16 protein-coding genes are annotated in these 23666 nt (G+C 65.8%); 10 read left to right on the forward strand and 6 right to left on the reverse strand.

Translation table 11 applies throughout. The annotated features are described in order from the left end of the window. Position 1: 1 nt before the first annotated feature. The gene (locus tag EO245_RS01255; RefSeq protein ID WP_128891228.1) at positions 2-1168 is read right to left on the reverse strand and encodes an isovaleryl-CoA dehydrogenase; all 1167 of its coding nucleotides are present in this window, start codon (positions 1166-1168) and stop codon (positions 2-4) included. Between the two features lie 149 nt (positions 1169-1317). Here EO245_RS01255 and EO245_RS01260 point away from each other — a divergent pair, with 149 nt between their 5' ends. The 3 genes from EO245_RS01260 to EO245_RS01270 are packed head-to-tail and all read left to right on the forward strand — an operon-like array spanning position 1318 to position 5157. Then, positions 1318-2826 (forward strand): sensor histidine kinase, encoded by a 1509-nt coding sequence (locus tag EO245_RS01260; protein WP_128891229.1) that lies wholly within the window; start codon positions 1318-1320, stop codon positions 2824-2826. A gap of 31 nt (positions 2827-2857) precedes the next feature. Next, positions 2858-3622 (forward strand): ABC transporter ATP-binding protein, encoded by a 765-nt coding sequence (locus tag EO245_RS01265; RefSeq protein ID WP_234026922.1) that lies wholly within the window; start codon positions 2858-2860, stop codon positions 3620-3622. Continuing rightward, complete coding sequence (locus EO245_RS01270; protein WP_128891230.1) at positions 3619-5157, forward strand: glycine betaine ABC transporter substrate-binding protein; 1539 nt, start codon at positions 3619-3621, stop codon at positions 5155-5157. Before EO245_RS01265 ends, EO245_RS01270 begins: the two co-directional genes overlap by 4 nt. On the opposite strand, the gene EO245_RS01275 is transcribed toward EO245_RS01270, so the two are convergent. Then, complete coding sequence (locus tag EO245_RS01275) at positions 5154-6224, reverse strand: class I SAM-dependent methyltransferase (RefSeq protein WP_128891231.1); 1071 nt, start codon at positions 6222-6224, stop codon at positions 5154-5156. The two genes, EO245_RS01270 and EO245_RS01275, sit on opposite strands and share 4 nt — an antisense overlap. After that, the gene (lgt, locus tag EO245_RS01280) at positions 6221-7132 is read right to left on the reverse strand and encodes a prolipoprotein diacylglyceryl transferase (protein ID WP_128891232.1); all 912 of its coding nucleotides are present in this window, start codon (positions 7130-7132) and stop codon (positions 6221-6223) included. The genes EO245_RS01275 and lgt overlap by 4 nt, the downstream gene beginning before the upstream one ends. Before the next feature lie 193 nt (positions 7133-7325). Here lgt and EO245_RS01285 point away from each other — a divergent pair, with 193 nt between their 5' ends. The 3 genes from EO245_RS01285 (at position 7326) to EO245_RS01295 (ending at position 14168) form a co-directional block, all read left to right on the forward strand. Beyond that, positions 7326-9029 (forward strand): class I adenylate-forming enzyme family protein, encoded by a 1704-nt coding sequence (locus EO245_RS01285; RefSeq protein WP_128891233.1) that lies wholly within the window; start codon positions 7326-7328, stop codon positions 9027-9029. Further along, positions 9026-11785 carry a [protein-PII] uridylyltransferase gene (locus tag EO245_RS01290; RefSeq protein ID WP_128891234.1) on the forward strand — a complete coding sequence of 920 codons (2760 nt, stop codon included), beginning with the start codon at positions 9026-9028 and terminating at the stop codon, positions 11783-11785. The genes EO245_RS01285 and EO245_RS01290 overlap by 4 nt, the downstream gene beginning before the upstream one ends. 76 nt (positions 11786-11861) lie before the next feature. Then, on the forward strand, positions 11862-14168 hold the full coding sequence (locus EO245_RS01295; RefSeq protein WP_234026923.1) for a TonB-dependent receptor: 2307 nt from the start codon (positions 11862-11864) through the stop codon (positions 14166-14168). 154 nt (positions 14169-14322) lie between these two features. On the opposite strand, the gene EO245_RS01300 is transcribed toward EO245_RS01295, so the two are convergent. Next, on the reverse strand, positions 14323-14985 hold the full coding sequence (locus EO245_RS01300; protein ID WP_128891235.1) for a YggS family pyridoxal phosphate-dependent enzyme: 663 nt from the start codon (positions 14983-14985) through the stop codon (positions 14323-14325). 22 nt (positions 14986-15007) lie between these two features. On the opposite strand from EO245_RS01300, the gene EO245_RS01305 reads away from it, so the two are divergent. Next, positions 15008-15544: a thiamine phosphate synthase gene (locus EO245_RS01305; RefSeq protein ID WP_234026924.1), complete on the forward strand. Its 537-nt coding sequence runs from the start codon at positions 15008-15010 to the stop codon at positions 15542-15544. A gap of 94 nt (positions 15545-15638) precedes the next feature. Further along, on the forward strand, positions 15639-17975 hold the full coding sequence (locus EO245_RS01310; protein ID WP_128891237.1) for a DNA translocase FtsK 4TM domain-containing protein: 2337 nt from the start codon (positions 15639-15641) through the stop codon (positions 17973-17975). Positions 17976-18062: 87 nt separating this feature from the next. Here EO245_RS01310 and EO245_RS01315 read toward each other — a convergent pair whose 3' ends face one another. Both EO245_RS01315 and EO245_RS01320 read right to left on the reverse strand, forming a co-directional pair. Next, entirely contained in the window at positions 18063-19109 is a 1047-nt protein-coding gene (locus EO245_RS01315) for a substrate-binding domain-containing protein (RefSeq protein WP_128893407.1), read from the reverse strand. 78 nt (positions 19110-19187) lie between these two features. Next, entirely contained in the window at positions 19188-20579 is a 1392-nt protein-coding gene (locus EO245_RS01320; protein ID WP_128891238.1) for a porin, read from the reverse strand. A gap of 168 nt (positions 20580-20747) precedes the next feature. Between EO245_RS01320 and ald the strand changes: the two genes are divergently transcribed. Both ald and EO245_RS01330 read left to right on the forward strand, forming a co-directional pair. Further along, on the forward strand, positions 20748-21863 hold the full coding sequence (gene ald / locus EO245_RS01325) for an alanine dehydrogenase (RefSeq protein ID WP_128891239.1): 1116 nt from the start codon (positions 20748-20750) through the stop codon (positions 21861-21863). Between the two features lie 92 nt (positions 21864-21955). Then, positions 21956-23662, forward strand: coding sequence for a diguanylate cyclase (locus tag EO245_RS01330; protein ID WP_164931234.1), 1707 nt, complete (start codon positions 21956-21958; stop codon positions 23660-23662). Positions 23663-23666 lie beyond the last annotated feature (4 nt).

Genomic DNA, 23666 nt, shown 5'->3' on the forward strand with positions numbered 1-23666 from the left:
CTCAGCCGGCCGCGCCGATCAGTTCGCGCCCGATCAGCATCCGCCGGATCTCGTTCGTGCCCGCACCGATGTCGAGCAGCTTGGCATCGCGCAGGTAGCGTTCGACCGGCCAGTCCTTGGTGTAGCCCGCGCCGCCCAGCGCCTGCACCGCTTCGGCGGCGACCTTGAAGGCGTTCTCGCTGGCGAGCAGGATCGCGCCGGCCGCATCGAAGCGGGTGGTCTGGTCGCTATCGCACGCCTTGGCGACGGCATAGGTGTAGGCGCGCGCCGATTGCAGCGCGACATACATGTCGGCGACCTTGGCCTGCATCAGCTGGAAACTGCCGATGGGCTTGCCGAACTGCTTGCGTTCGCGAAGGTAGGGAATGACCGTGTCGAGGCAGGCCTGCATGATGCCGAGCTGAAGCCCTGCCAGCACCACGCGCTCGTAATCGAGCCCGCTCATCAGCACGCCGACGCCGCCGTGGACCGGGCCCATGACGTTCTCTTCCGGTACCTCGCAATCGTCGAACACCAGCTCTGCCGTGGGCGAGCCGCGCATGCCCATCTTGTCGATCTTCTGGCCGATCGAGAAACCGGGCATGTCCTTCTCGATCAGGAAGGCGGTGATGCCGCGCGACCCGGCTTCGGGCGCGGTCTTGGCATAGACCACCAGCGTATCGGCATAGGTCGCGTTGGTAATCCAGAACTTGGTCCCGTTGAGGATGTAGCCGCCCTGCACTTCCTCCGCCTTGAGCTTCATCGAAACGACGTCGGAGCCTGCCTGCGCTTCGCTCATGGCGAGGCTGCCGACATGTTCGCCGCTGATCAGCTTGGGCAGGTATTTCGCCTTCTGCTCGGGCGTGCCCCAGCGGCGGATCTGGTTGACGCACAGGTTCGAATGCGCGCCGTAGCTGAGGCCGACCGAAGCGGATGCTCGGCTGATTTCCTCGACCGCGATGACATGCTCGAGATAGCCGAGGCCGAGGCCGCCGTCGGCTTCGTCGACGGTGATGCCGTGCAGGCCGAGCTCGCCCATTTGCGGCCAGAGCTCCTGCGGAAACCAGTCTTCCCGGTCGGCCTTCTCGGCCAGCGGCGCGACCTGCTCGTCGGCGAAACGGGCAGTCGTCTCGCGGATCATTTCGGCAGTCTCGCCGAGCTGGAAATCGAAATCGGGGGTCGCGCGCATGGTTACTCCTGAAACTTGTTGCCTGCCGCATAGCGAAGCGCGACAAGGCCCGCAAACGCCGACTGAACGGCTTTGGTTCGCGGGTTAGTATTCCGCTCCAAAGGCGTTGAGTTTTTGTAACAATAGTTTATCCGGCCCCCGAGGGGAGCATGAGAAGCGCTGATTCGAACCCTTGGCCGCATGGCGAGCCACCGGACCCTGCATATTGCGGGGAGGCAACGCGCGCCTCCGTCCTGGCGACCTACCAGCTCGATGCGCTGCAGGACGATCCCGAACTGGCGGAAATCTCGCAGTTCGCAGCGAAGCTGTGCGATGCGCCGATTGCACTGGTGACACTGGTCGAGGAGGAGCGGCAGCGCTTCCTCGCCCGTGCCGGCCTCGAAGACCGCGAAACTCCGCGCCCGACATCCTTCTGCGCCCATGCGATGATGCGGCCCGAAGTGATGGTTGTGCCCGATGCGCGCGAGGACGAACGCTTCGCCTCCAACCCGCTGGTCACCGGCCATCCGCACATCCGCTTCTATGCCGGCGCGCCGCTCGTCAGCCAGGAAGGCGCCCCGCTCGGCGCGCTGTGCATCATCGATACCGAGCCGCGTCCCGACGGGCTGAGCGATTTCCAGGTCGAGGGCCTGCGCGTCCTCGCCTCGGGCGTCATGCGCCGCCTGCGCCAGCGCCGCGAAGCGCTGGTCGCGAGCGAGGAGCGCGAAGCCCAGTCGGAAAAGAACCGCAAATTCGCCGATGCCATTCCGTCGCTCGCGTTTACGGCAACGCCGGATGGCAGGTTCGACTACATCAACCGTCGCTGGCGCGAGTACACCGGCTGGGCCGACGATGAATATCCCGCGCCCGGCTTCCCGAACATCCACGACGAAGACCGCGCGGCGACGATCGAGATCTGGCGCAAGGCGGTCTCGAGCCAGGAAGCATTCGAAGCCGAGTTCCGATACAAGCGGCACGACGGGGTCTATCGCTGGATGCTCGCCCGTGCCGTCCCGGCCAAGACGAAGAGCGGACGCGTCCTGCGTTGGTTCGGCACGCTGACCGATATCGACGACCTGCGCACCGTGTCGGAACAGCGCGACCTGCTCGCACGCGAACTCAAGCACCGCATCAAGAACATATTCGCCGTGGTCGGCGGCCTGATTTCGCTGAAGTCGCGCGAATGGCCCGAAGCCGCGCCCTTCGTCGAGGACATCACCAAGACGCTCGCGACGCTTGGCCGGGCGCACGACTATGTCACCCCGGCGAGCGAAGGCCGCGCGGAGACGCTCCACGGCCTGCTCGGCTCGCTGCTCGACCCCTATCGCGTGGCAAAGGAACCGCGGCTTTCGATCGACGGCAGCGACCACCCTGTCGGCCCGAAAGCGGCCACTCCGCTCGCGCTGGTGTTCCACGAACTGGCAACCAATTCGGCCAAGTACGGCGCGCTTTCTGCTCCGAAAGGGCGTGTGATTATCGAATGCCGCATCACCGACGATACGGCCAGCATCCTGTGGAGCGAGCGCGGCGGCCCCGCAGTCAAGCCGCCGGAAACGACCGGCTTCGGTTCGCGCCTGATCGAGATGACCGTGAGCAGCCAGCTGCGCGGCACGCTCGAGCGCGATTTCGGCGAGACCGGGCTGGTCGCGACCCTGACGATACCGACCAGTTCGCTTTGACCTGCCCTTTCGCGCTGCCTAGGCTTCGCGGGTGACGGGTTCCTCGACGACAATTTTCATCCAGTCGCTGGTCAAGCGCTTCGGCGAGACCGTGGCGGTCGATGGCGTGACGATCGACATCGCGGACGGCGCCTTCATCGCGCTGGTCGGCGCATCGGGTTCGGGCAAGTCGACCCTGCTCAAGACGATCAACCGGCTGGTCGAGCCGGACAGCGGCTGCGTGCTGCTCGAAGGGGAGGACGTGCGCTGCGCCCGGCCGCACGCGCTGCGCCGGCGCATCGGCTACGTCTTCCAGGGCGTCGGCCTCTTCCCGCACATGAGCGTTGCGGAGAACATCGCGATCGGGCCGCGCCTTGCCGGGACGAAGCAGGACGCGGCGCGCACGGCCGAACTGCTCGAACTGGTCGAGCTCGATGCGAGCTTCGCGCACCGCATGCCGCACGAGCTGTCGGGCGGCCAGCGCCAGCGGATCGGCGTCGCCCGCGCGCTTGCCGGCGATCCGCATGTGCTGCTGATGGACGAACCCTTCGGCGCGCTCGACCCGGTGACGCGCGATGCGCTCTCCAAGCGGGTGCGCGCGCTGCATGACCGGCTCGGGCTGACGAGCGTGATGGTGACGCACGACATGGCCGAAGCGCTGCTGCTGGCCGACCGGGTGCTGGTGATGGATGCCGGGCGGATCGTCGCCGACTGCACGCCGCAGCAGCTGGTCGCCGGCGAAGGGGGCGAAGTGGCGCAAGGCCTCGTTGCCGTGCCGCGCGAACAGGCGCGCGCGCTTGCGGGGCTGGGCGAATGAGCGCGGTGTTCGAAGCGCTTCTCGGCCTCGGCGACAAGCTGGCGGCGCATGTCCTTCTCGCCGCGGCCGCCATTGCGCTCGGCATCGTCGTTGCCCTGCCGCTCGCGGTCTGGGCGAGCCGCAACCAGCGCGTCGGGCGCGTGGTGCTTGGCTTTGCGAGCCTCGTGCAGACGATCCCCGCACTCGCCCTGCTCGCGCTGTTCTTCCCGATCCTGCTGAGCCTTCGCGCCGTCTTCGGCGAGGGGCTGCCAACGCTCGGCTTCCTGCCCGCGCTGCTGGCGCTCGCGCTCTACGCACTGCTGCCGATCCTGCGCAATGCGGTGACCGCGCGCGAGCAGATGGCACCCGGCGTGATCGAGGCGGCGGACGGGGTCGGCATGACCGGCTGGCAGAAGCTGCGGCTGGTCGAGGCCCCGCTCGCTGCGCCCTACATCATGGCGGGCATCCGCACCGCTGCGGTCTGGACCATCGGGGCCGCGACGCTCTCGACCACCATCGGCCAGCCGAGCCTCGGCGATCCGATTTTCGCCGGCTTGCAGACGCAGAACTGGGCGCTGGTGCTGGCCGGCTGCATTGGCAGCGCAGGCCTTGCCATGGTCGCCGATGCCCTCCTCGGCACGATCGAGCGCGGCTTCGCCTCGCGGCGCAAACTGCTGGTCTGGGGCGGCGCGGGCGCGGCGCTGCTCGGCGTGCTGGCCGCCGCATGGACCCTGCGCCCGGCAGGCGAGGACGGCGATGTCGTCACCATCGGTGCCAAGCAATTCTCCGAGCAATACATCCTCGCCCGCCTGATCGGCGACCGGCTGAAGGAAGCGGGATACACGGTCGAATATCGCGACGGGCTCGGCTCGGCGGTCGTCCACCGCGCGCTGACGAGCGGCAATATCGATATCTCGATCGACTACACCGGCACGCTGTGGACCAACCAGCTCGGGCGCGAGGACAATCCGGGCCGCGAGGACATGTATCGCACCATCGCGGAGTGGGAACGCGAGACGAGCGGCACGCTGGTGCTCGGGCGGCTCGGTTTCGAGAACGCCTATGCCTTTGCCATGCGCGAGGACCGGGCAGCCGAGCTGGGCGTGCGCACGCTCGACGATCTCGCCCGCGTCGCGCCGCGCCTCGCTGTCGGCGGGGACCCGGAATTCTTCGAGCGGCCCGAATGGATCGCGGTGCGCGATGCCTATGGCCTCGACTTCGGCGAGCTGCGCAATTTCGCGCCGACCTTCATGTACAACGCCCTGCAATCGGGCGAGGCGGACGTGATCAGCGCCTATACTTCGGATGGGCGGATCGCGGCTGACCGGCTGGTGGTGATCGAGGATCCGCGCGGCGCGCTCCCGTCCTACGATGCGCTGCTGATGGTCGCGCCGGGCCGCGCGAATGACGAACGCTTACTCGAAGCGCTGCGCCCGCTCATCGGTGCGATCGACGTCGAAGCCATGCGCGAGGCCAATTTCAGCGTCGACCGGAGCGAGGACAAGAAAACCCCGGCCGAGGCAGCCGAGGCGCTGGCGGAGACGATCGGGCTCTAGCCCTCGCTCGCCGGAAAGCCCGCGCCGCCATGCCAGTTGGGCGCGGCAAGGCCCATCACCTTGAACAGCTCTCCCATCTGCCTGGGATGGGTCAGGCGCTTCATCGCGATCTCGATTTCCTCGCGATATTGCGGCGCGGTATCGGCGAGGTTCTTCGCCCGCGTCTCGATGCCGAGCGCGCGCAACCAGTCGCCCTGCGTGACCGTCCCGAGATGCCGCACGCCGCGCGACTGGGCGATGCGCGCCATGGTCGCGAAGTCGACCAACGCGGTGAGATCCGCCTCGCCCGGCGCCGCGAAGGGATCGACCTTGCGATGCTCGCGCACCGCCTGCAGCGTCGATCCGGGGGTCATTTCGGCATGGCCGTAGTCGATGAACAGCGCCGCGCCGCCCTGGTCGTTGAGCCGCCCGGCAACCTCGAACATGATGGCCGCCGATGCAGGCGAGGTTTCGAGGATCGTGCCCACTTCGGCATCGCGCCATTCGACCGGGACGGCAGCATCCATCGACTGGCCGCCCGCGACGAAGGCGAGCTGGTCGTCGGCGAGGCCGACCATGCGTTCGCGCCAGCCGTTCTCCATGCGGACCAGCTGGCGCACGGGCAGTGCATCGAGGAATTCATTGGCGACGATCAGCACCGGCCCTTCGGTCGGCACGGTCGAGAGATCGTCGTGCCAGATCGCGCCCGGAACGGCGAGAAGCTGCACGTCCTTCAATGCCTGCGAGCTTTCGACGAAATGCACCCGCGGCTCCAGCCCGTAGCGCGCCGCCGTGCGCAATGCGTCCTTCGCCAGCGTGCCGCGCCCGGGGCCGAGTTCGACGTAGTGGACCGGTTCGTCGCGCCCCGCCCTGATCCACATATCGGCCAGCCAAAGCCCGATCAGCTCGCCGAACATCTGGCTGATTTCCGGCGCGGTGACGAAATCGCCCGGACTGCCGATCGGGTCGCGGCCATTGTAGTAATGCGCGTTGCTCTCGCCCATGAAATGGGTGAGCGAAATGGGGCCGGTATTGCGGATCAGCCGGTGGAACCGCTCGCCCAAGCCTGTCGCGGCGGGATCGTTCATGATGCCTTGGGCGCTGCGCCCCCGTTGCTGCCGCCCGCGATCTCGCCGCGGCGGAAAGTCCAGATCATCACGACGACGCCGGCAAGCACCAGCGGGATCGAGAGCCACTGGCCCATCGAGAGGCCGGTCTGCTCGACCAGCCAGGCAAGCTGCGCGTCGGGCTCGCGGAAGAACTCGTTGACGAAGCGCGCAAGGCCCATGCCGGCAGCGAAGGTCGCGACGAGGAAGCCGGGCTTGAAGCGCGCCCGCGTCATCCAGAACAGGACCATCATCACGATCAGCAGCGCGAGCCCTTCGAGCGAGGCCTGGTAAAGCTGCGAGGGGTGGCGCGGCGGGCCGGCGATCAGCACGCCGTTGATATATTCCGGAAAGCTCATCGCCCAGGAAACGTCGGTCGTGCGCCCGTAAAGCTCACCGTTGATGAAGTTGGCGAGCCGTCCCAGCATCATGCCCATCGGCACGTTGACCGCCACGTAATCGCACACGCGGATGAAGCTCAGCTTGTTGCGCTTCGAGACCCAGGCGATCGCGACCAGCACGCCGAGCACGCCGCCGTGGAAGCTCATCCCGCCGTCCCACAGGCGCAGGAGGTTCCAGCTGACGAAGCCGTCACCGTCGAAGCGCACGAACAGGCTCGGGTCGTAGAACGCGGCATATCCCAGCCGCCCGCCGAGGATGACGCCGAGGAAGCAGTAGAAGAACAGGTCCTCGACATGGCGCGCGGCCATCGGCGCGCCCGGCTGCTTGATCATCTTGGAAAGATGCCAATACGCGAACAGGATGCCGAACAGATAGGCGAGCGAATAGTAGCGCAGTTCGAAAAAGCCGAGGTCGATCCCCGGTTTGAGGCCCAGCGAACTCCATTCGATCGGCTGCGCGGCTGCCGTTTCGGCCAGTAGTGACAGCAAAGACTTGACCCCCTAGAGACTTCTGCAATTCATGGGCGCGATTCACACGCCCTGACGCGAGAGCGCGCCGTATCGGTGCACTGGGCCTTTGGCATAGGCTGGGGACTGGGGGAAGTCCCGCGATGCCTGTCGGCCTGCGATGCCCCCGGACAGCGCGCTTGGTGGGACGGATTAGAGAGAGGACAGAAACCCGATGCCGACAGATCTCGACAACAAGCTGGTTGCCATCATGGACGAGCTGGTCAAACCCGGACAGCCGTTCGAGACCGAGCCGTTCGAGCGTTTCGGCACGACCATCCCCGCCTTCAAGGGCGCCCCGCCGAGCCTGGCGCATTACTTCGCGCATTTCTGCAACGAGCATAAGGATGTCGTCTTCCTCGTCGATGGCGATACCCGCCTGACCTTCGGCGAATGCTGGCAGGCCGCATCGCATGTCGCAGCCGGTCTCGTGGAAACGCACGGCATGAAGCGCGGCGACCGCGTCGGCATCGCGGCGCGCAATTCGGCCAACTGGATCATCGCCTACATGGGCATCATCATGGGCGGCGGCTGTGCGACCCTGCTTAACGGCTTCTGGTCGGGCGAAGAACTCGCCTATGGCATCCGCCTCGCCGAATGCGAGCTGGTGCTGGCCGATGCAGGCCGCGCCGCGCGCCTCGAAGGGACCGATCACAGCGCCAAGATCGTGCTGTTCAACCACGACGGTCCGCCGTCGAAGGGGCTCGCCTCGGTCTGGGGCGAAGGGCAGACCGCGATGGCGATGCTCGGCCAGCTGGGTCCGGACGACCTTGCAACCATCCTCTACACCTCGGGTTCGACCGGTCAGTCGAAGGGCGCCTATTCGGACCACCGCGGCGTGGTTCACGGCGTGATGAGCTATGTCTCGCAGAGCGCGATGGCCAAGCTGCTGCTCGAAAGCGAGGGCGAGGATACCAGCGCCCAGCCGAGCGCGCTGGTCGCCGTGCCGCTGTTCCACGTCACCGGCGAAGTGCCGCTGTTCCTCCAGAGCTTCGCGATCGGCCGCAAGCTGGTCATGATGCCGAAGTGGGATGCACGCGAGGCGATGCGCCTGATGGAAGCCGAAGCGGTATCCTATTTCGTCGGCGTCCCGCTGATGAGCTATGAAATCGCGACCCATCCGGAACGCGAGAAGTTCGACCTCAGCGCCTGCAAGAGCTTCGCCGCCGGCGGCGCGCCGCGCCCGGTCGAGCATGTCACCAAGATCAAGAAGGCCTTCCCCGAAGGCTTCCCGCTGCTCGGCTACGGCCTGACCGAAACGAACGGCGTGGGCTGCGGCAACTTCAACGAGAACTACATGGCCAAGCCCGGCTCGACCGGCCGCGCCAGCCGCCCGCTGGTCGATCTCGCGATCCTCGACGACGACGGCAATCCGCTGCCGCAGGGCAAGGTCGGCGAAGTGTGCATCCGCTCGCTCGCCAACTTCCGCGGCTACTGGAAGAACGACGAGGCAACCGACGGCGCCTTCTTCGACAACGGCTATTTCCGCACCGGCGACCTCGGCTATCTCGACGAGGACGAGTACCTCTTCATCGTCGACCGCAAGAAGGACATCATCATCCGCGGCGGCGAGAACATCTCGTGCCTCGAGGTCGAGGAAGCGATCTACGCGCATGACGCGATCGCCGAATGCTCGGTCTTCGGCCTGCCCGACGAGCGCATGGGCGAAGTGCCCGCGGCGGTGTTCTATCTCAAGAAGGGCCATGAGCTGACCCCGGGCGAACTGCGCGCTTTCCTCCTCGAGCATATCGCGTCCTTCAAGGTGCCGCTCGAAGAGCACATCTGGCAGGCCGACGGCGCGCTCCCGCGTCTCGGCACGCAGAAGATCGACAAGCGCACGGTACGCAAGGAGTTCGCCTCCTCGCTCCTCACGAGTTGAGCGAACTCAAGATCCCCAAACAGCGGCGGGTGATCGACCGCCGCGCCCTTTCCGAGGCGATCGCCTCGATCCATGGTGCACAAAGCGACAGGGGACGGCAGGCGATCGTGCAACTTCTGCGCGAGGCGCTGGACGAAGGGCGCGCGGAAATCGCCGCGCGGCTCGAGACCAAGCCGTCCTCGGGCCATGAATGCTGCGCCGCGCAGGCCTTCCTCGTCGACCAGATCGTGCGCCTGCTGCACGACCACGTGATCGAGCACGTCTATCCGCCGGGCAACCGGTCATCGAGCGAGCGGCTGACCATCATGGCGGTCGGCGGCTACGGCCGCGCGGAAATGGCGCCGCACAGCGATGTCGATATCGCTTTCCTCACCCCCACGCGCCGCACCCCGTGGTGCGAGCAGGTGATCGAGGCGATCCTCTATTTCCTGTGGGACTTAGGCCTCAAGGTCGGCCATTCGAGCCGCACGCCCGACGATGTCGTGCGCATGGCGAAGGAAGACCTGACCATCCGCACCGCGCTGCTCGAAGGGCGCTACGTGTGGGGCGACCGCGACCTCTACGAAGAAGTCCGCCGCCGCTTCTGGTCCGAAGTGGTGCAGGGGACCGAACGCGAATTCGTCGCCGACAAGCTCGAAGAGCGCAATTCGCGCCACAAGCGCATGGGCGACAGCCGCTACGTCGTCGAACCCAATGTGAAGGACGGCAAGGGCGGCCTGCGCGACCTCCACACGCTTTACTGGATCGGCAAATATATCCACCGCGTGCGCAGCGCCTCCGAACTGGTCGAGGCCGGGCTGTTCACCGCGCAGGAATACCGCAGCTTCCGCCGCGCCGAGGCCTTCATGCTGGCAGTGCGCTGCCATCTCCACATCATCACCGGGCGCGCCGAGGACCGGCTGACCTTCGACCTGCAGCGCCAGGTGGCCGAGCGGATGAACTTCGCCGACCGCACCGGCAAGAGCGCGGTCGAGCGGTTCATGCAGATGTATTTCCTGCAGGCGAAGCGCGTCGGCAGCCTGACCGGCGTGTTCCTCGCCCATATCGACGAGCAATTCGCCAAGCGGCGCGCGCGGCGCGGGTTGCTTGCCGGGTTCAAGGCGCGGGCGCGCGATTACCGGGGCTACCGCCTGTTCGGCGGGCGCATCGCCGCACCGACGTCCGACTGGTTCCGCAAGGACCCGGTGCGCCTGATCGAGATATTCCAGATCGCCGAGGCCGAGGGCTACGAGATCCACCCCGACACCATGCGGCAGGCGGACCGCGATTCGAAGCTGATCGACAACACTGTGCGCGAGGACGAACGCGCCAATGCGCTGTTCCTCGACCTGCTCGCCGGGCGCAACGATCCCGAGACGGTGCTGCGCTGGATGAACGAGGCCGGCGTGTTCGGCCGCTTCGTGCCCGACTTCGGCAAGGTCAACGCGCAGATGCAGTTCGACATGTACCACCACTACACGGTGGACGAGCACACCATCCGCGCGATCGGCCTCCTCTCCAAGATCGAGAAGGGCGAGCTGGCCGACGACCACCCGCGCGCCACCCGCCTGATCCACCGCGTCGCCTCGCGCCGCGCGATCTATGTCGCGGTGCTGCTGCACGATATCGCCAAGGGGCGCGGCGGGGACCATTCCGTGCTCGGGGCGGAGGTCGCGGAAGAGCTGTGCCCGCGCTTCGGCCTCGACGAGGCTGAGACCGAACTGGTCGCGTGGCTGGTGCGCTACCACCTGCTGATGAGCGCGACCGCCTTCAAGCGCGACCTCACCGATCCCAAGACGATCGAGGATTTCGTGACCGAGGTGCAGAGCCTCGAACGCCTGCGCAACCTCGCCATACTGACCGCGGTAGACATCCGCGCGGTCGGCCCTGGCACCTGGAACAGCTGGAAGGGCCAGCTGCTCGGCGAACTCTACGACGCCGCGCAGGAACGCCTGCGTCTCGGCCACATGCGGCACGGGCGCGAGGGCCGCATCGCGGCCAAGCGGCAGACCGTGCGCGAGCTGCTCGGCGAGAAGGAAGAGCTGCTCGAGAAATACGACGACGTCTTCACCGACGCCTACTGGATCGCAGAGCCGGAAGACATCATCCAGCGCAACATCGTGCAGTTCCATGTCGCGCGCGGGCTGGAAGAACAGCTCTCGATCCACTGCGAATTCTATCCCTCGCGCGGAGCGACGCTGGTCAGCGTGATCGCCGCCGACCATGCGGGCCTGTTCTACCGCATCGCGGGCGGCATCCACCTGGCAGGCGCGAACATCATCGATGCGCGCATCCACACGACGCGCACCGGCTGGGCGGTCGACAATTTCCTCGTGCAGGACCCGCTCGGCAAGCCGTTCAGCGAAGAGGCGCAGCTGCAACGCATCAAGCAGGCGATCGGCGATGCACTTGCCAACCGGGTCGAACTTGCCCCGCAGCTCGCCAAGCGTCCCCTGCCGCGCACCCGCGCCACGGCATTCGAAGTGCGCCCGCGCGTCATTTTCGACAACAAGGCATCGAACCGCTTCACGGTGATCGAAGTCAACGCGCGCGATCGGCCCGCATTGCTCAACCGGCTCGCCCGCAGCCTGTTCGAAAGCCAGCTGATCGTGCACTCCGCGCACATCACCGCCTATGGCGAGCGCGCGGCCGATACCTTCTACGTGACCGACCTCCTGGGGGAGAAAGTCATCGCTGCCGATCGCCTTTCGGCCATCGAGCAGGACCTGCTCTCTGCCGCCAGCGACCAGCGCCAAGCGGAGCTTGAAAGCGCTTAATCGAATTCTCGGTTGCGAAGTGAAATGCTTTCGCTAGAGGGCACGTCCCCCAATCAGAAAAGTCAGGGAGAATTTTGTGAAATCCTTCACTTCGCTCAAGGCGATGGCAATGCTTGGCGCCGGTATGGCGCTCGTCCCGCAGGTTGCATATGCGCAGGACGCCGAGGCAGATGAACCCGAGGCACGCCAGGGTGCGCTCGACAGCTTCGGCACCATCGTCGTTACCGGTACCAAGACCCGCGACGCGGAAAACGTCCAGGACGTTCCGGTCGCCGTTACCGCATTCAATTCCGAGAGCCTCGAAGCTCTCAAGGTGCGTGACGTCCAGTCGCTGACCTACAGCGCGCCGAACGTCAGCCTCGACCAGATCGGCACCAGCCGCGGCACCGCGAACTTCTCGATCCGCGGCCTCGGCATCAACTCCTCGATTCCCTCGATCGACCCGACGGTCGGCGTGTTCGTCGACGGCGTCTACCTCGGCTTCAACGGCGGCGTCGTGTTCGACCTGTTCGACCTCGACAGCGTGGAAATCCTGCGCGGTCCGCAGGGCGTCCTGTTCGGTCGCAACGTGACCGGCGGCGCAGTGCTGATCAACACCGGCAACCCGACCAACGAGTTCACCGGCAAGTTCCGTGCTGCAGTCGACGGCCCGCTGCTCGACGGCGGCCGTGGCGGCGCGAACTACACGGTCAGCGGCGTCATCTCCGGCCCGGTCGTGGAAGACACGCTGCTGTTCAAGCTCGGCGGCTACTACAACAAGGACGAAGGCTATTTCCGCAACCTGTTCGACGGTTCGAACCAGGGCGAAGCGGAAACCAAGATCCTTCGCGGCGCGCTCGAAGGCCGCTTCGGCGACCTGATGGTTCGCGGCAAGCTCGACTACTTCACCAGCGATGGCGACGGCCCGGCAGGCCAGAACCGCGGCCTCTTCCGCCGCGACACCTTCGACCTGTCGATCGACGAGCCCGGCTTCTACGACAACGAGATCTGGACCGGCTCGCTGACCGCCGAACTCGACATCGGCCCGGGCACGCTGACCAATATCTTCGGCTATCGTGAATACTCGGCCGAGACGCTGGGCGACATCGACAGCCTGCCGATCTTCGGCTTCCACTCCAGCACGGAAACCGAGCAGGACCAGATTTCGAACGAGCTTCGCTACGCGATGAGCTTCGACAATCTCGAACTGACCGTCGGCGGCTTCTACTTCGACCAGTCGATCGCCTACACCGAAGTTCGCGACCTTCCGCCGCTCAGCCCGCTGACCTTCTACGGCGGCGGCAGCCAGGACCATGAAGTCATCGGCGCATTCGCCAATGGCCAGTTCTACCTGACCGACGACCTCAGCGTCATCGCGGGCATCCGCTGGAGCGAGGAAAGCAAGGACGCAGGCGTGACCTACGTGCGTCCGCGCCCGGCATGTTCGGTAGTCGGCGGCACCTGCCCGACGAGCGGCACCAACCCGTTCATCCCGACCGAGAACAACGGCTTCACCGATTCCAACAAGTGGAGCAACTGGTCGCCGAAGCTGGGTCTCCAGTACGAATTCGCGACCGGCCAGGTCTATGCGCACTGGACCCGCGGCTATCGTTCGGGCGGCTACAACTTCCGCATCACCAACGCGAACGTGTTCGAGAACGTCGTGGTCCCGGCAACGGGCGGCAACTTCTCGTTCGATGAAGAGCGCGTCGACAATTACGAGCTGGGCGGCAAGTTCCAGACCGACGACGGTTCCTTCACCCTGAACGCGGCGATCTACCTGACGAAGATCAGCGACATGCAGCGCGAGGTGAACCAGAGCTCGCCGACCGCAGGCGTCTCGCAGTTCATCCTCAACACCGCAGACGCGACGATCCTCGGCTTCGAGGCGGAAAGCCGCATGCGCGTGTCGGATTCGCTGCTGTTCACGGCCAATGTCGGCATCATCAACGACGATTACGACAGCGTTCAGTTCGACATCTCGGGCGACGGTGTGATCAACGATGCGGACCTCGCGCTGCGCCTGCCGCGCGTGCCGGAAATCACTGCCGGTGTCGGCGCGATCCACGAACTCGACCTCGGTTCGAGCTCGATCGTCAGCCGCGTGAACCTGCAGTACCGCGACGAATTCGCCTATACCGACAACAACTTCGGTTACGTCCAGGACATCACCAACCTGGATGCGAACGTCACCTGGAACACCCCGATGGAAGGGCTTGCCGTGTCGGTTTACGGCAAGAACCTGCTCGACGGCGTCCAGGCGGGCGGCGACACGCAGCTGCCGTTCGGCGGCCCGCTGTCCAACGGCGTGAACCGTCCGTTCGACTTCTTCCCGGCAGGCGGCACGCTTTCGCCGCTGAGCAAGGGTCGCCAGGTCGGCGCGGAAGTCACCTTCGAGTTCTGATGATCGTTTGGATTTCGCACCCCATCCGGGGTGCGATTTCCTCGCTCATGCGACCTGAAGGTCGCGTCGCTGCGGGCGGGCAGTCGCCCTTGCGATCGCCAAGCGATCGAAAAACTGAGCTATGGGAAAGGGCGCTCTTCGGGGCGCCCTTTCTTTATCCCCTCTCGCCGAACAGCGCGGTGCCGACGCGGACATGCGTTGCGCCGAGCATGATGGCGGTCGGGTAATCGCCGCTCATGCCCATGGAGAGGCCCTCGATGCCGTTGTCCGCTGCCAGCTTGGCGAGCAGGGCGAAGAACGGGGCCGGCTCGATATCGGCGGGGGGAATACACATCAGGCCCGCGACCGGGATATCGGCGGCGCGGACCTTGGCGAGAAAGGTAGGCAGGTCGGCAGGCAGGCAGCCGCCCTTTTGCTCTTCCTCGCCGATATTGACCTGCACGAAGCACGGCACGCGCCTGCCCGCCTTGTCCATCGCCTTGGCGAGCGCCTTGAGCAGGCTTTCGCGGTCGAGCGAGTGGATGCAGTCGAACAGCGCGACGGCTTCGTCCGCCTTGTTCGATTGCAGCTGGCCGATGAGGTGCAACTCGGTGTCGGGATAGCGCTCGCGCAGCGCGGGCCATTTCGCCTGCGCTTCCTGCACGCGGTTCTCGCCGAAGATGCGGTGGCCCTGTTCGAGCAGAGGCTTGATCGCCTCGACCGGATGCGTCTTGCTGACCGCGATCAGCGCGATGTCTTCCGACTTGCGGCGCGAGGCCTTGCAGGCGCGCGCGATTTCGAGCCGGACCTGTTCGAGCGGAGTATCTGCCTTTTCCATCGCGGCGCGCTATAGCGTGACCGTGACGAAGATACAGGCCTTCCCTTCGCTCTGGCTGCTGTCCGACGAGCGCAACGATGCAGTGCTCGGCGATGCCCTGGCTCGCCTGCCGCGCGGTTCGGGTTTCATCTATCGCCACTACCACCTGCCCGATCCCGAGCGCTGGGAGCGGTTTCGCGCGCTGCGCCACCTTGCCCTGTCGCGCGATCACACGGTGATCCTCGCCGACAGTGCGCTCACCGCGCGCGAATGGGGAGCGCACGGCATCTATGGCGCGCCCCGCTCGCTCTACCCGCAGCGCGGCGACCTGCTGCAACTTGCGACAGCCCACGACCTGCGAGAAATCGCCGATGCGCAGCGTTTCGGCGCGGACGCCATCCTCCTCTCGCCAGCCTTCCCGACCAACTCCCATCCCGGCGCGCCCGCGCTCGGCCCTACACGTTTCCGCCTGCTCGCAGCGCGCGCTTGCGTGCCCGTCATCGCGCTCGGCGGGATGGACGAGCGGCGCGCGGCGCGGCTCGACTGGCCCTGTTGGGCGGCAATCGACGGGCTGAGCTAGGCGCTTCCGGCCGACTCGAACCACCGCAGAAGGCTTGACGCGGGAGTCCGTGCGGATTCATGGTGTTATCCGAACGGGCAAAGGGGAAGTATCCATGGCCAGCCGGGCCGCTTCGAAATCGCAGAATGCCGACTGGCGCGCCGCCTTCCGCCGCTCGCTGAGGCGCGCGAGCCAGATGGCCGGATCGGCGCTGCTCCTGGGCGGCATGGTCTTCCTCGGCCTGTCGCTTGCCAGCTACACCCAGACCGATCCGAGCCCGTCGACCGCGGCATCCGGCGCGGATATCGCGAACTGGATGGGCGCAGCCGGGGCCTGGGCCTCGGAGCGCGTACTGTTCCTGTTCGGCCTGCCCGCCGTCCTGCTGCTCCCGCTGCTATATGTCTTCGCGCGCAAGCTGTGGCGCGATGTCGAGGAAGAGGAGCAGGAGAACGAGACGCGCTGGTGGCGACCCGTCGGCATGCTCCTGCTCGCCATGGCGCTGCTATCGACCGTCCTCGCGCTCGCCTTCGACCCGCGCGGCGGCAGCCTGCCGGCCTCGCTCGGCGGGGTCACGGGCCTGCTCGGCGCAGCCGGGTTCGAGGCGATTGGCGACCGGCTCGGCGAAGGTATCGGCGGCTGGGCGATCCTCGGCCTCGCGCTTGGGAGCCTTGCGGGCAGCGCGGTGCTTGTGACCCGCGTTTTCGCGATCGACTGGGTATCGCTGCTCACCCTGCCGCAATTCCTCAAGCGCGCGCCTGCCCTGCCCGATGCGGACATTCCCTTCCTGCCCAAGCGCAAGGAAAAGCCGGCCAAGCGCACCAAGGCCGATGCCGAGCCGGTGATCGAGGAAAGCCCGCGCCGTGCGCCGCAGATTACCGACCCGAGCGCGCCGCCCAAGAAGGCTCCGCTCGCCAAGGCCAAGCAACGCGACATGTTCGCGAGCTACGATCTTCCGAGCCTCGACCTGCTCGAAGACATGCCCGAAGACAATGCGCCCAAGCTCGACAAGCTGGCACTCGAGCGCAATGCGCGCCTGCTCGAAACCGTGCTCGACGATTTCAACGTGAAGGGCGAGATTACCGCCGTGCGCACCGGCCCGGTGGTCACCATGTACGAGCTGGAGCCCGCGCCCGGCATCAAGGCGAGCCGCGTGGTCGGCCTCGCCGAGGATATCGCGCGCAACATGTCGGCCATTTCCGCGCGCGTCTCGCCCATTCCGGGGCGCACGGTGATGGGCATCGAACTGCCCAATACCAAGCGCCAGATGGTCAGCTTCAAGGAACTGGCCGCCTGCGCCGCATTCGCCGATGCCAAGGGCGCGCTGCCGATCATCCTCGGCAAGGATATCGCGGGTGAGCCGATCGTCGCCGACCTTGCCGCCATGCCGCACCTGCTGGTCGCGGGTACGACAGGTTCGGGTAAGTCGGTCGGATTGAACGCGATCCTGCTCTCGCTCCTCTACCGCTTCACGCCGGAGGAATGCCGCCTCATCCTGATCGACCCGAAGGTCCTCGAGCTGAAGACCTACGACGATATCCCGCACCTGCTCTCGCCGGTGGTGACCGAGCCGCACAAGTCGGTCCGCGCGCTCAAATGGGCGGTCGAGGAAATGGAACGCCGCTATCGCATGATGAGCAGCGTGAACTCGCGCAACATCGGCGGTTTCAACGAGAAGGTCCGCGCCGCGATCGCCAAGGGCAAGCCGCTCGGCCGCCGCGTACAGACCGGCTTCGATCCGGAAACGGGCGAGGAGCTCTACGAGGAAGAGCAGCTCGATTACGAACCGCTGCCACAGATCGTGCTGATCGTCGACGAGCTGGCCGACCTCATGGTCACCGTCGGCAAGGAAATCGAAGTCCTCATCCAGCGCCTCAGCCAGAAGAGCCGCGCGGCGGGCATCCACCTGATCATGGCGACGCAGCGCCCCTCGGTCGATGTCATCACCGGCGTCATCAAGGCGAACCTGCCGACCCGCATAAGCTTCAAGGTCACGAGCCGCATCGACAGCCGCACCATCCTCGGCGAGCAGGGGTCGGAACAGCTGCTCGGCAAGGGCGACATGCTCTACAAGCCGAATACCGGCGCGATGATCCGCGTCCACGGCCCCTTCGTGAGCGACGAGGAAGTCGAAAGCGTCGCCGATCACTGGCGCGGCCAGGGCAAGCCCGAATATGTCGATGCCGTTACCGAGGAACCGGAAGACGGCGGCTTCAGCTTCGAGGACGAATTCACCGCGAGCGACGATCCGGCCGAGCGCAAGTACCGCCAGGCCTGCCAGGTCGTGTTCGAGAACCAGAAGGCGAGCGGCAGCTGGCTCCAGCGCCAGATGGGCGTGGGCTACAACACCGCCGCCAAGTGGATCGAGCGGATGGAGGAAGAAGGCCTCGTAGGACCGGCCAACCACGTCGGCCGCCGCGAGATCTTCCGCGACCAGGACGGCAACCCGATCTGATCTTCGCGCTTGTCCTAAGGGCACAAACGAAACGGGCCGCCCCGGCAAGGGACGGCCCGTTCGCTGTTTAAGCAGTAGGCTTTAAGCTTACTTGAGCTCGCTGCCGTCCATGGTCACGAGATCGGTCGCAGCCTTTTCCATCGTGGCCATCACGTCGGCCGGCGAGGGGATGAGGCCGATCTTGGCGAGCGGACCTTCGGCAACCCAGCTCTTGCGCCATTCGGCGATGAATTCCTTCAGGCCCGGGATCGCGCCGACATGCGCCTTCTTGACGTAGACGTAGAGCGGGCGGGCACCCGGATATTCGAAGCTCGAGATGTTCTCGTAGGTCGGGGCGACGCCGTTCATCGGCAGGCCCTGCACCTTGTCGGAGTTCTCTTCGAGGTAGGAGTAGCCGAAGACGCCGACAGCCTTGGGGTTGTTGGTGATCTTCTGGACGATCAGGTTGTCCTGCTCGCCCTGGTCGACATAGGCGCCGTCGCCGCGCACTTCGGTGCAGACGCGGTCATAGGCGTCTTCGTCGCTTTCCTTGAGCGCTTCCATCTCGGCATTGGCCTTACAGCCCACTTCGAGGACGAGTTCCTTGAGCGCATCGCGCGTACCCGAGGTCGACGGCGGGCCGTAGACGAGGATCGGTTCGGCCGGGAGCGATGCGTCGACATCGGCCCAGGTCTTGGCGGTCTGCGGCTGCCCGTATGGGTTGGCCGCGATTGCGCGGTACACGATCTCGGGCGAGAGGTTCATCATGATGCCGCCCTGCGCCGAAGCGAAGGCGATGCCGTCGAGGCCGACCTGCAGTTCGATGATGTCGGTAACGCCGTTTTCCTGGCAGGTGGCGAATTCGCTCGCCTTCATGCGGCGCGAAGCGTTCGCCATGTCCGGCGTGCTCGGGCCGACGCCGCTGCAGAACAGGTTCATGCCGCCACCGGTGCCGGTCGATTCGATCAGCGGCGAGCCGAACTGCGGGTTCGACTGGGCGAAGGTTTCGGCGACCTTCTTGGCGAACGGATAGACGGTCGACGAGCCGACGACACGGACCGTGTCACGCGCGCCGCCATCCGAACCGGTGTTGTCGCAGCCGGCGAGGGCCAGGGCCGAAACGGCAGCGAAAGCGAGAGTCTTGGTAAGTTTCATCATGTGATCCCTTATCGGTGATGATGGGCCATTATGCGGACATTGTGACACGCAAGTGACACGCCCGCGGGCGGCTCGTTAGAAGTCGATCTGCGCGCGGATGCCGAATGCGTCGACGCTGTAGTTGCGGTCGCCGCCAGCTGCCGGGAAGGCCGCGTCGTCATAGTCGAGGACGCCGTAGTTCGCGAGCAGCATGGTGTAGTCGGTCGGCTTCCAGACCAGCGACAGGAAGTAGCCGTTCTGCTTGCCGCCGAAGATGCCGGCATCGTTGAGGTCGAGGTGGTCGTAGCGCAGGTTCAGCTGCACCGAGCCAGCACCGCCTTCACCGACCGGATTGGCGGGCTTCGTGCGGTCGAACTTGCCACCCTTGTAGCCGCGCGTGTCGCCTGCGGTGAGGAAGTAGCCGACTTCGGCATAGCCGCCGAAGAAGGTCGGATCGTCCATGCCGACCGGCATGTCGACGTTCTGCCAGTAACCTTCGGCAACCGCGTGGAACGGACCGGCGATGACCGCGCCCTCGAGGCCGAAACCGAATTCGGACGAAGCGGGCAGGTTGCCGGTGTTGACGAAACGCTCGGAGGTGAAGTGAACCAGCGGACGCTGGCGGTAGCGCACCGTGTCGCCGCTTTCGAGGTCGGCGTAGTGGACCGAGGCGCCGAAATGGAGCTGCGCATCGCCCGCCTTGGGCATGTAGACCACGCGGCCGTCGGTGCTCCAGCTCTTATTCGAAAGGTCTTCCATGTTGTCGGAGAAGACGCCCGCCTGGACCAGCACGTCACCGGCCGAGAACTGGGCGGCGGCACCGACGCGGCGCTCGAAACCGAAGGCATCGGTGAAGGCAGCGCGTTCGATGAAGCTGGTGTGCAGGCTGCTGGTCAGCTCTTCGAGCGACTGGAAGTTGTTGAACTGGCCGACACTGATTTCGGCATTGCCCGTTTCGTAGGAGATGAGTGCATCGGTCACGGCGACGTCGTTGCCCGCAAAATCGACTTCGAACTTGTAGCCGAAGCCGCCCGGCATATCGCCCGACACGCCGAGACGCGCGCGGCGTGCCTCGCTGCCCCAGCCGTCGCTTGCACCGGTCGCATCGGGAGCGGAGGTGAAGCCCATGTCGTACTGCAGGCGGCCGCGCGGCTTGAAAGTCCAGCCGCCTTCGCCCTTGATTTCCGGCGCGCCCTTGAAGGCGATGTTCGTGCCGTCGTCCTTCTTGGCAGCTTCGTCGGCCACGGCGCGGGCGGCGACAGCCGTCTCGTTCGCCTGGATGGCAGCGGTGTTGGCCGTAGCGGCCTGCGACTTGGCAGCGTCGAGCTCGGCTTCGAGCGATTCGACCCGCTCGGCCATCTGGCTGAGCTGCGCGCGAAGCTCGGCGAGTTCCTGCTTCACCGGATCGTGCGCGTCGGCGTGAGCCGGAACGGCCCAACCGAGGCTGGCGGCAACGGCAGTTGCGGAGGCGAGGTATTTGCGTTTCATTTGCATTGCGAAATCCCGACAGTTCGTTGTCACGTTCGCGACGCCTCTATGGCCCTTGTGTGACAGGCCCGTGACACATTCCACAGCTGCGTTTTCCGGCCCTCTCCGCCTTGCTCCGAACAAGTTTCAATTGTAACGGACTGCCGCCTCAAACGGAGTCAAAGTCATATGCGCATCGGCTGCCCCACCGAGATCAAGAACCACGAATACCGCGTCGGACTGACGCCCGAGAGCGCGCGCGAACTGATATCGCGCGGCAACGAGGTGTGGATGCAGAGCGGTGCCGGGCTCGGCATCGGTGCGACCGACGAGGAATACAAGGCAGCCGGCGCGACGATCGTCGATGGGCCGGACAAGATCTTCGCCGAGTGCGAGATGGTCGTGAAGGTCAAGGAACCGCAGGCCGAAGAACGCGCCAAGCTGCGCGAAGGCCAGATCCTCTACACCTACCTCCACCTCGCGCCCGATCCCGAGCAGACCGCCGACCTCGTGAAGTCGGGCGTCACCGCGATCGCTTACGAAACCGTCACCGGTCCGGGCGGATCGCTGCCCCTTCTCAAGCCGATGAGCCAGGTCGCCGGGCGCATGAGCATCCAGGCGGGCGCGACCGCGCTCGAGAAGGCGCATGGCGGGCGCGGCGTGCTGATCGGCGGCGTGCCGGGCGTTCTCCCGGGCAAGGTCGTCGTCATCGGCGGCGGCGTGGTCGGCTTCAACGCGGCGCAGATGGCCGTCGGTCTTGGCGGCGATGTCGAAATCCTCGACCGCGATCCGGAAGTGCTCGAAAAGGTCGGCACCTTCTTCGAAGCGCGCGCAGCAACGCGCTTCTCGAACAAGACCAACCTCGAAGATGCCGTGTGCCAGGCGGACCTCGTCATCGGCGCGGTGCTGATCCCGGGCGCGGCAGCACCCAAGCTCGTCACGCGCGACCTGCTCAAGCGCATGAAGCCGGGTGCGGTGCTCGTCGACGTGGCGATCGACCAGGGCGGCTGCTTCGAGACCTCCAGGCCGACGACCCATGCCGACCCGACCTTCGTGGTCGACGACATCGTGCATTACTGCGTTGCGAACATGCCGGGCGCGGTTGCGCGTACCAGCACCTATGCGCTGAACAACGTCACCCTGCCGCACGCGCTGCGCATGGCGAAGCTCGGCTGGCGCGAGGCGATGCGCGAGAACGCACATCTCGCCGAAGGGCTCAACGTCCATGCCGGCAGCGTCACCTACAAGGCAGTCGCAGACGAACTGGGCTATGATTACACGCCCGTTTCAGACGTTCTCGGCTGAATTTAGGTAACCGGAGGAAGGGTAATTCCTCCTGCGAAATTAACTTTAGTATAAGCCATCTCGAATAGTCCCCGCCCATGGACGGGAGACTAATGGCAATTCGTAAGGCAATCGCCCTTGCGTTTACGGCGTTTCTCGCCGCCTTCCTGCCGTCCGCCGCGATGGCCGGGGAGAGCGCGCAGGCGTGCTATGCCGCCGGGTCCGTCGACCTGGCGCGGCAGGCCGACCCGGCAGCCGCTGCCGCCTGGGATTGCACGTCGAACAAGCCGACCACCGCCGAATACGCCGCACGCAAGTTCGAGCTTGGAGAGGGCAGCGACTTCCCGCGCTATCTCGCCACGCGGATCGGCGGGTTCGAGCGGCTCGACCTGATGGTCGTGGACGCTTCGGGCACCTGGCACCGCGCAAGCTACACGATGGACGAGGTCGAGCCGGTCAGCGACGGCCCGTTCTTCATCGCCGCGCTTCCGGTCGGTGAAGAAGCGCCGCAGACCGTCATCGCGCAGTTCTCGGCCCTCAGCCATAACCCGACGCTTTCCGCAGCGAGCCTCGAAGAGGCCGATCCCGGAACCACGCCGGAGCGGATGCGCGAGTTGCTGTTCATCGCCGCGCTGTTCGGCATGCTGCTGATCCCGATCATCTTCGATCTCGCCTTCTGGCGTGCGCTGCGCCAGTCCTTCCCGCTCTGGCACCTGCTGCTGACTGCGTGTTTCGGCATGATGATCGGCCTGCGCTCGGGCCTCGTGCATCTCTATTTCGACCTCGACCTCGCCACCACGCGCGTCCTGCTGACGATGAATTTCGGCCTCGTGTGCGCGGTCGGCCTGATGTTCACCCGCAGTTTTGCCGAAGCGGGCAAGCTTCCGCGCTGGCTCTACCGGGTCATTCCCTGGGTCGCGGTGTGGGCGCTCATGGTCTCGGCAATCCACGCGGCGCGATTCGAAATTCTCCAGCCGCTTGGCGGCGATTTCCATTCCTATGGCCTGCTTCCCGTGCTTGCCGCCTACTTCGGCGCCATCGGTTTCGCACTTTACCGTGGCAGCCGTTCGATCCGCTACCAGGTGGTCGGGCTCGCACCGATCTTCGTCGCGGTTTTCGTGCAGCTGGCTACCGACGTCGTGAGCCTGACGGTTCCAACGAGTTCGCTGACCTTCCTCTATCTCGGCGTGCTGACAGAGACGATCGCGACCGCCATGGGCGTGACCGACCGATTCCTCGCCCTGCGCCGTGAGCGCGACAGCGCGGTCGCCCGCTCCGATGCGATGGCGCGCCTGACCGAACTCGACCCGCTGACCGGCCTGATGAACCGCCGCGCGATCGACAGCCGCTTCCGCGAGCTGCACCAGGAGGGATACCGCACCTTCGCCGTGCTCGATCTCGACAAGTTCAAGGCGGTCAACGACACGCTCGGCCATGCGACCGGCGACAATGTCCTCGTGAGCGTGGCTGGAGTACTGCGCGAGGATCCGACCGACATGATTGCGATCCGCATCGGCGGCGAGGAATTCCTCATCATCCTGCGCGGCGAGGGCGCGGTCGAACGCGCGGAGCAGCTGCGCGAAGCGATCCCAGGCCGCATCGCGCGCGATGTATCAGGCCTGTCCGCCCCGCTCACCGCGAGCATGGGCCTGCTCGTCCTGCCGCCGCACTCCAAGAAGCAGGTGTCCTTCACCCACGCCTATGCGCGGGCCGACAAGCTGCTCTACGAAGCCAAGGCCTCGGGCCGCAATCGCATGGTCATGGAATATGTCGACCGGCAGGCGGACGCACCGAGCAGCTGGCGCGCCCGCGCAGCCTAGAGCC

It is taken from the genome of Erythrobacter sp. HKB08 (genome assembly GCF_004114695.1).
GTDB lineage: Bacteria > Pseudomonadota > Alphaproteobacteria > Sphingomonadales > Sphingomonadaceae > Parerythrobacter_A.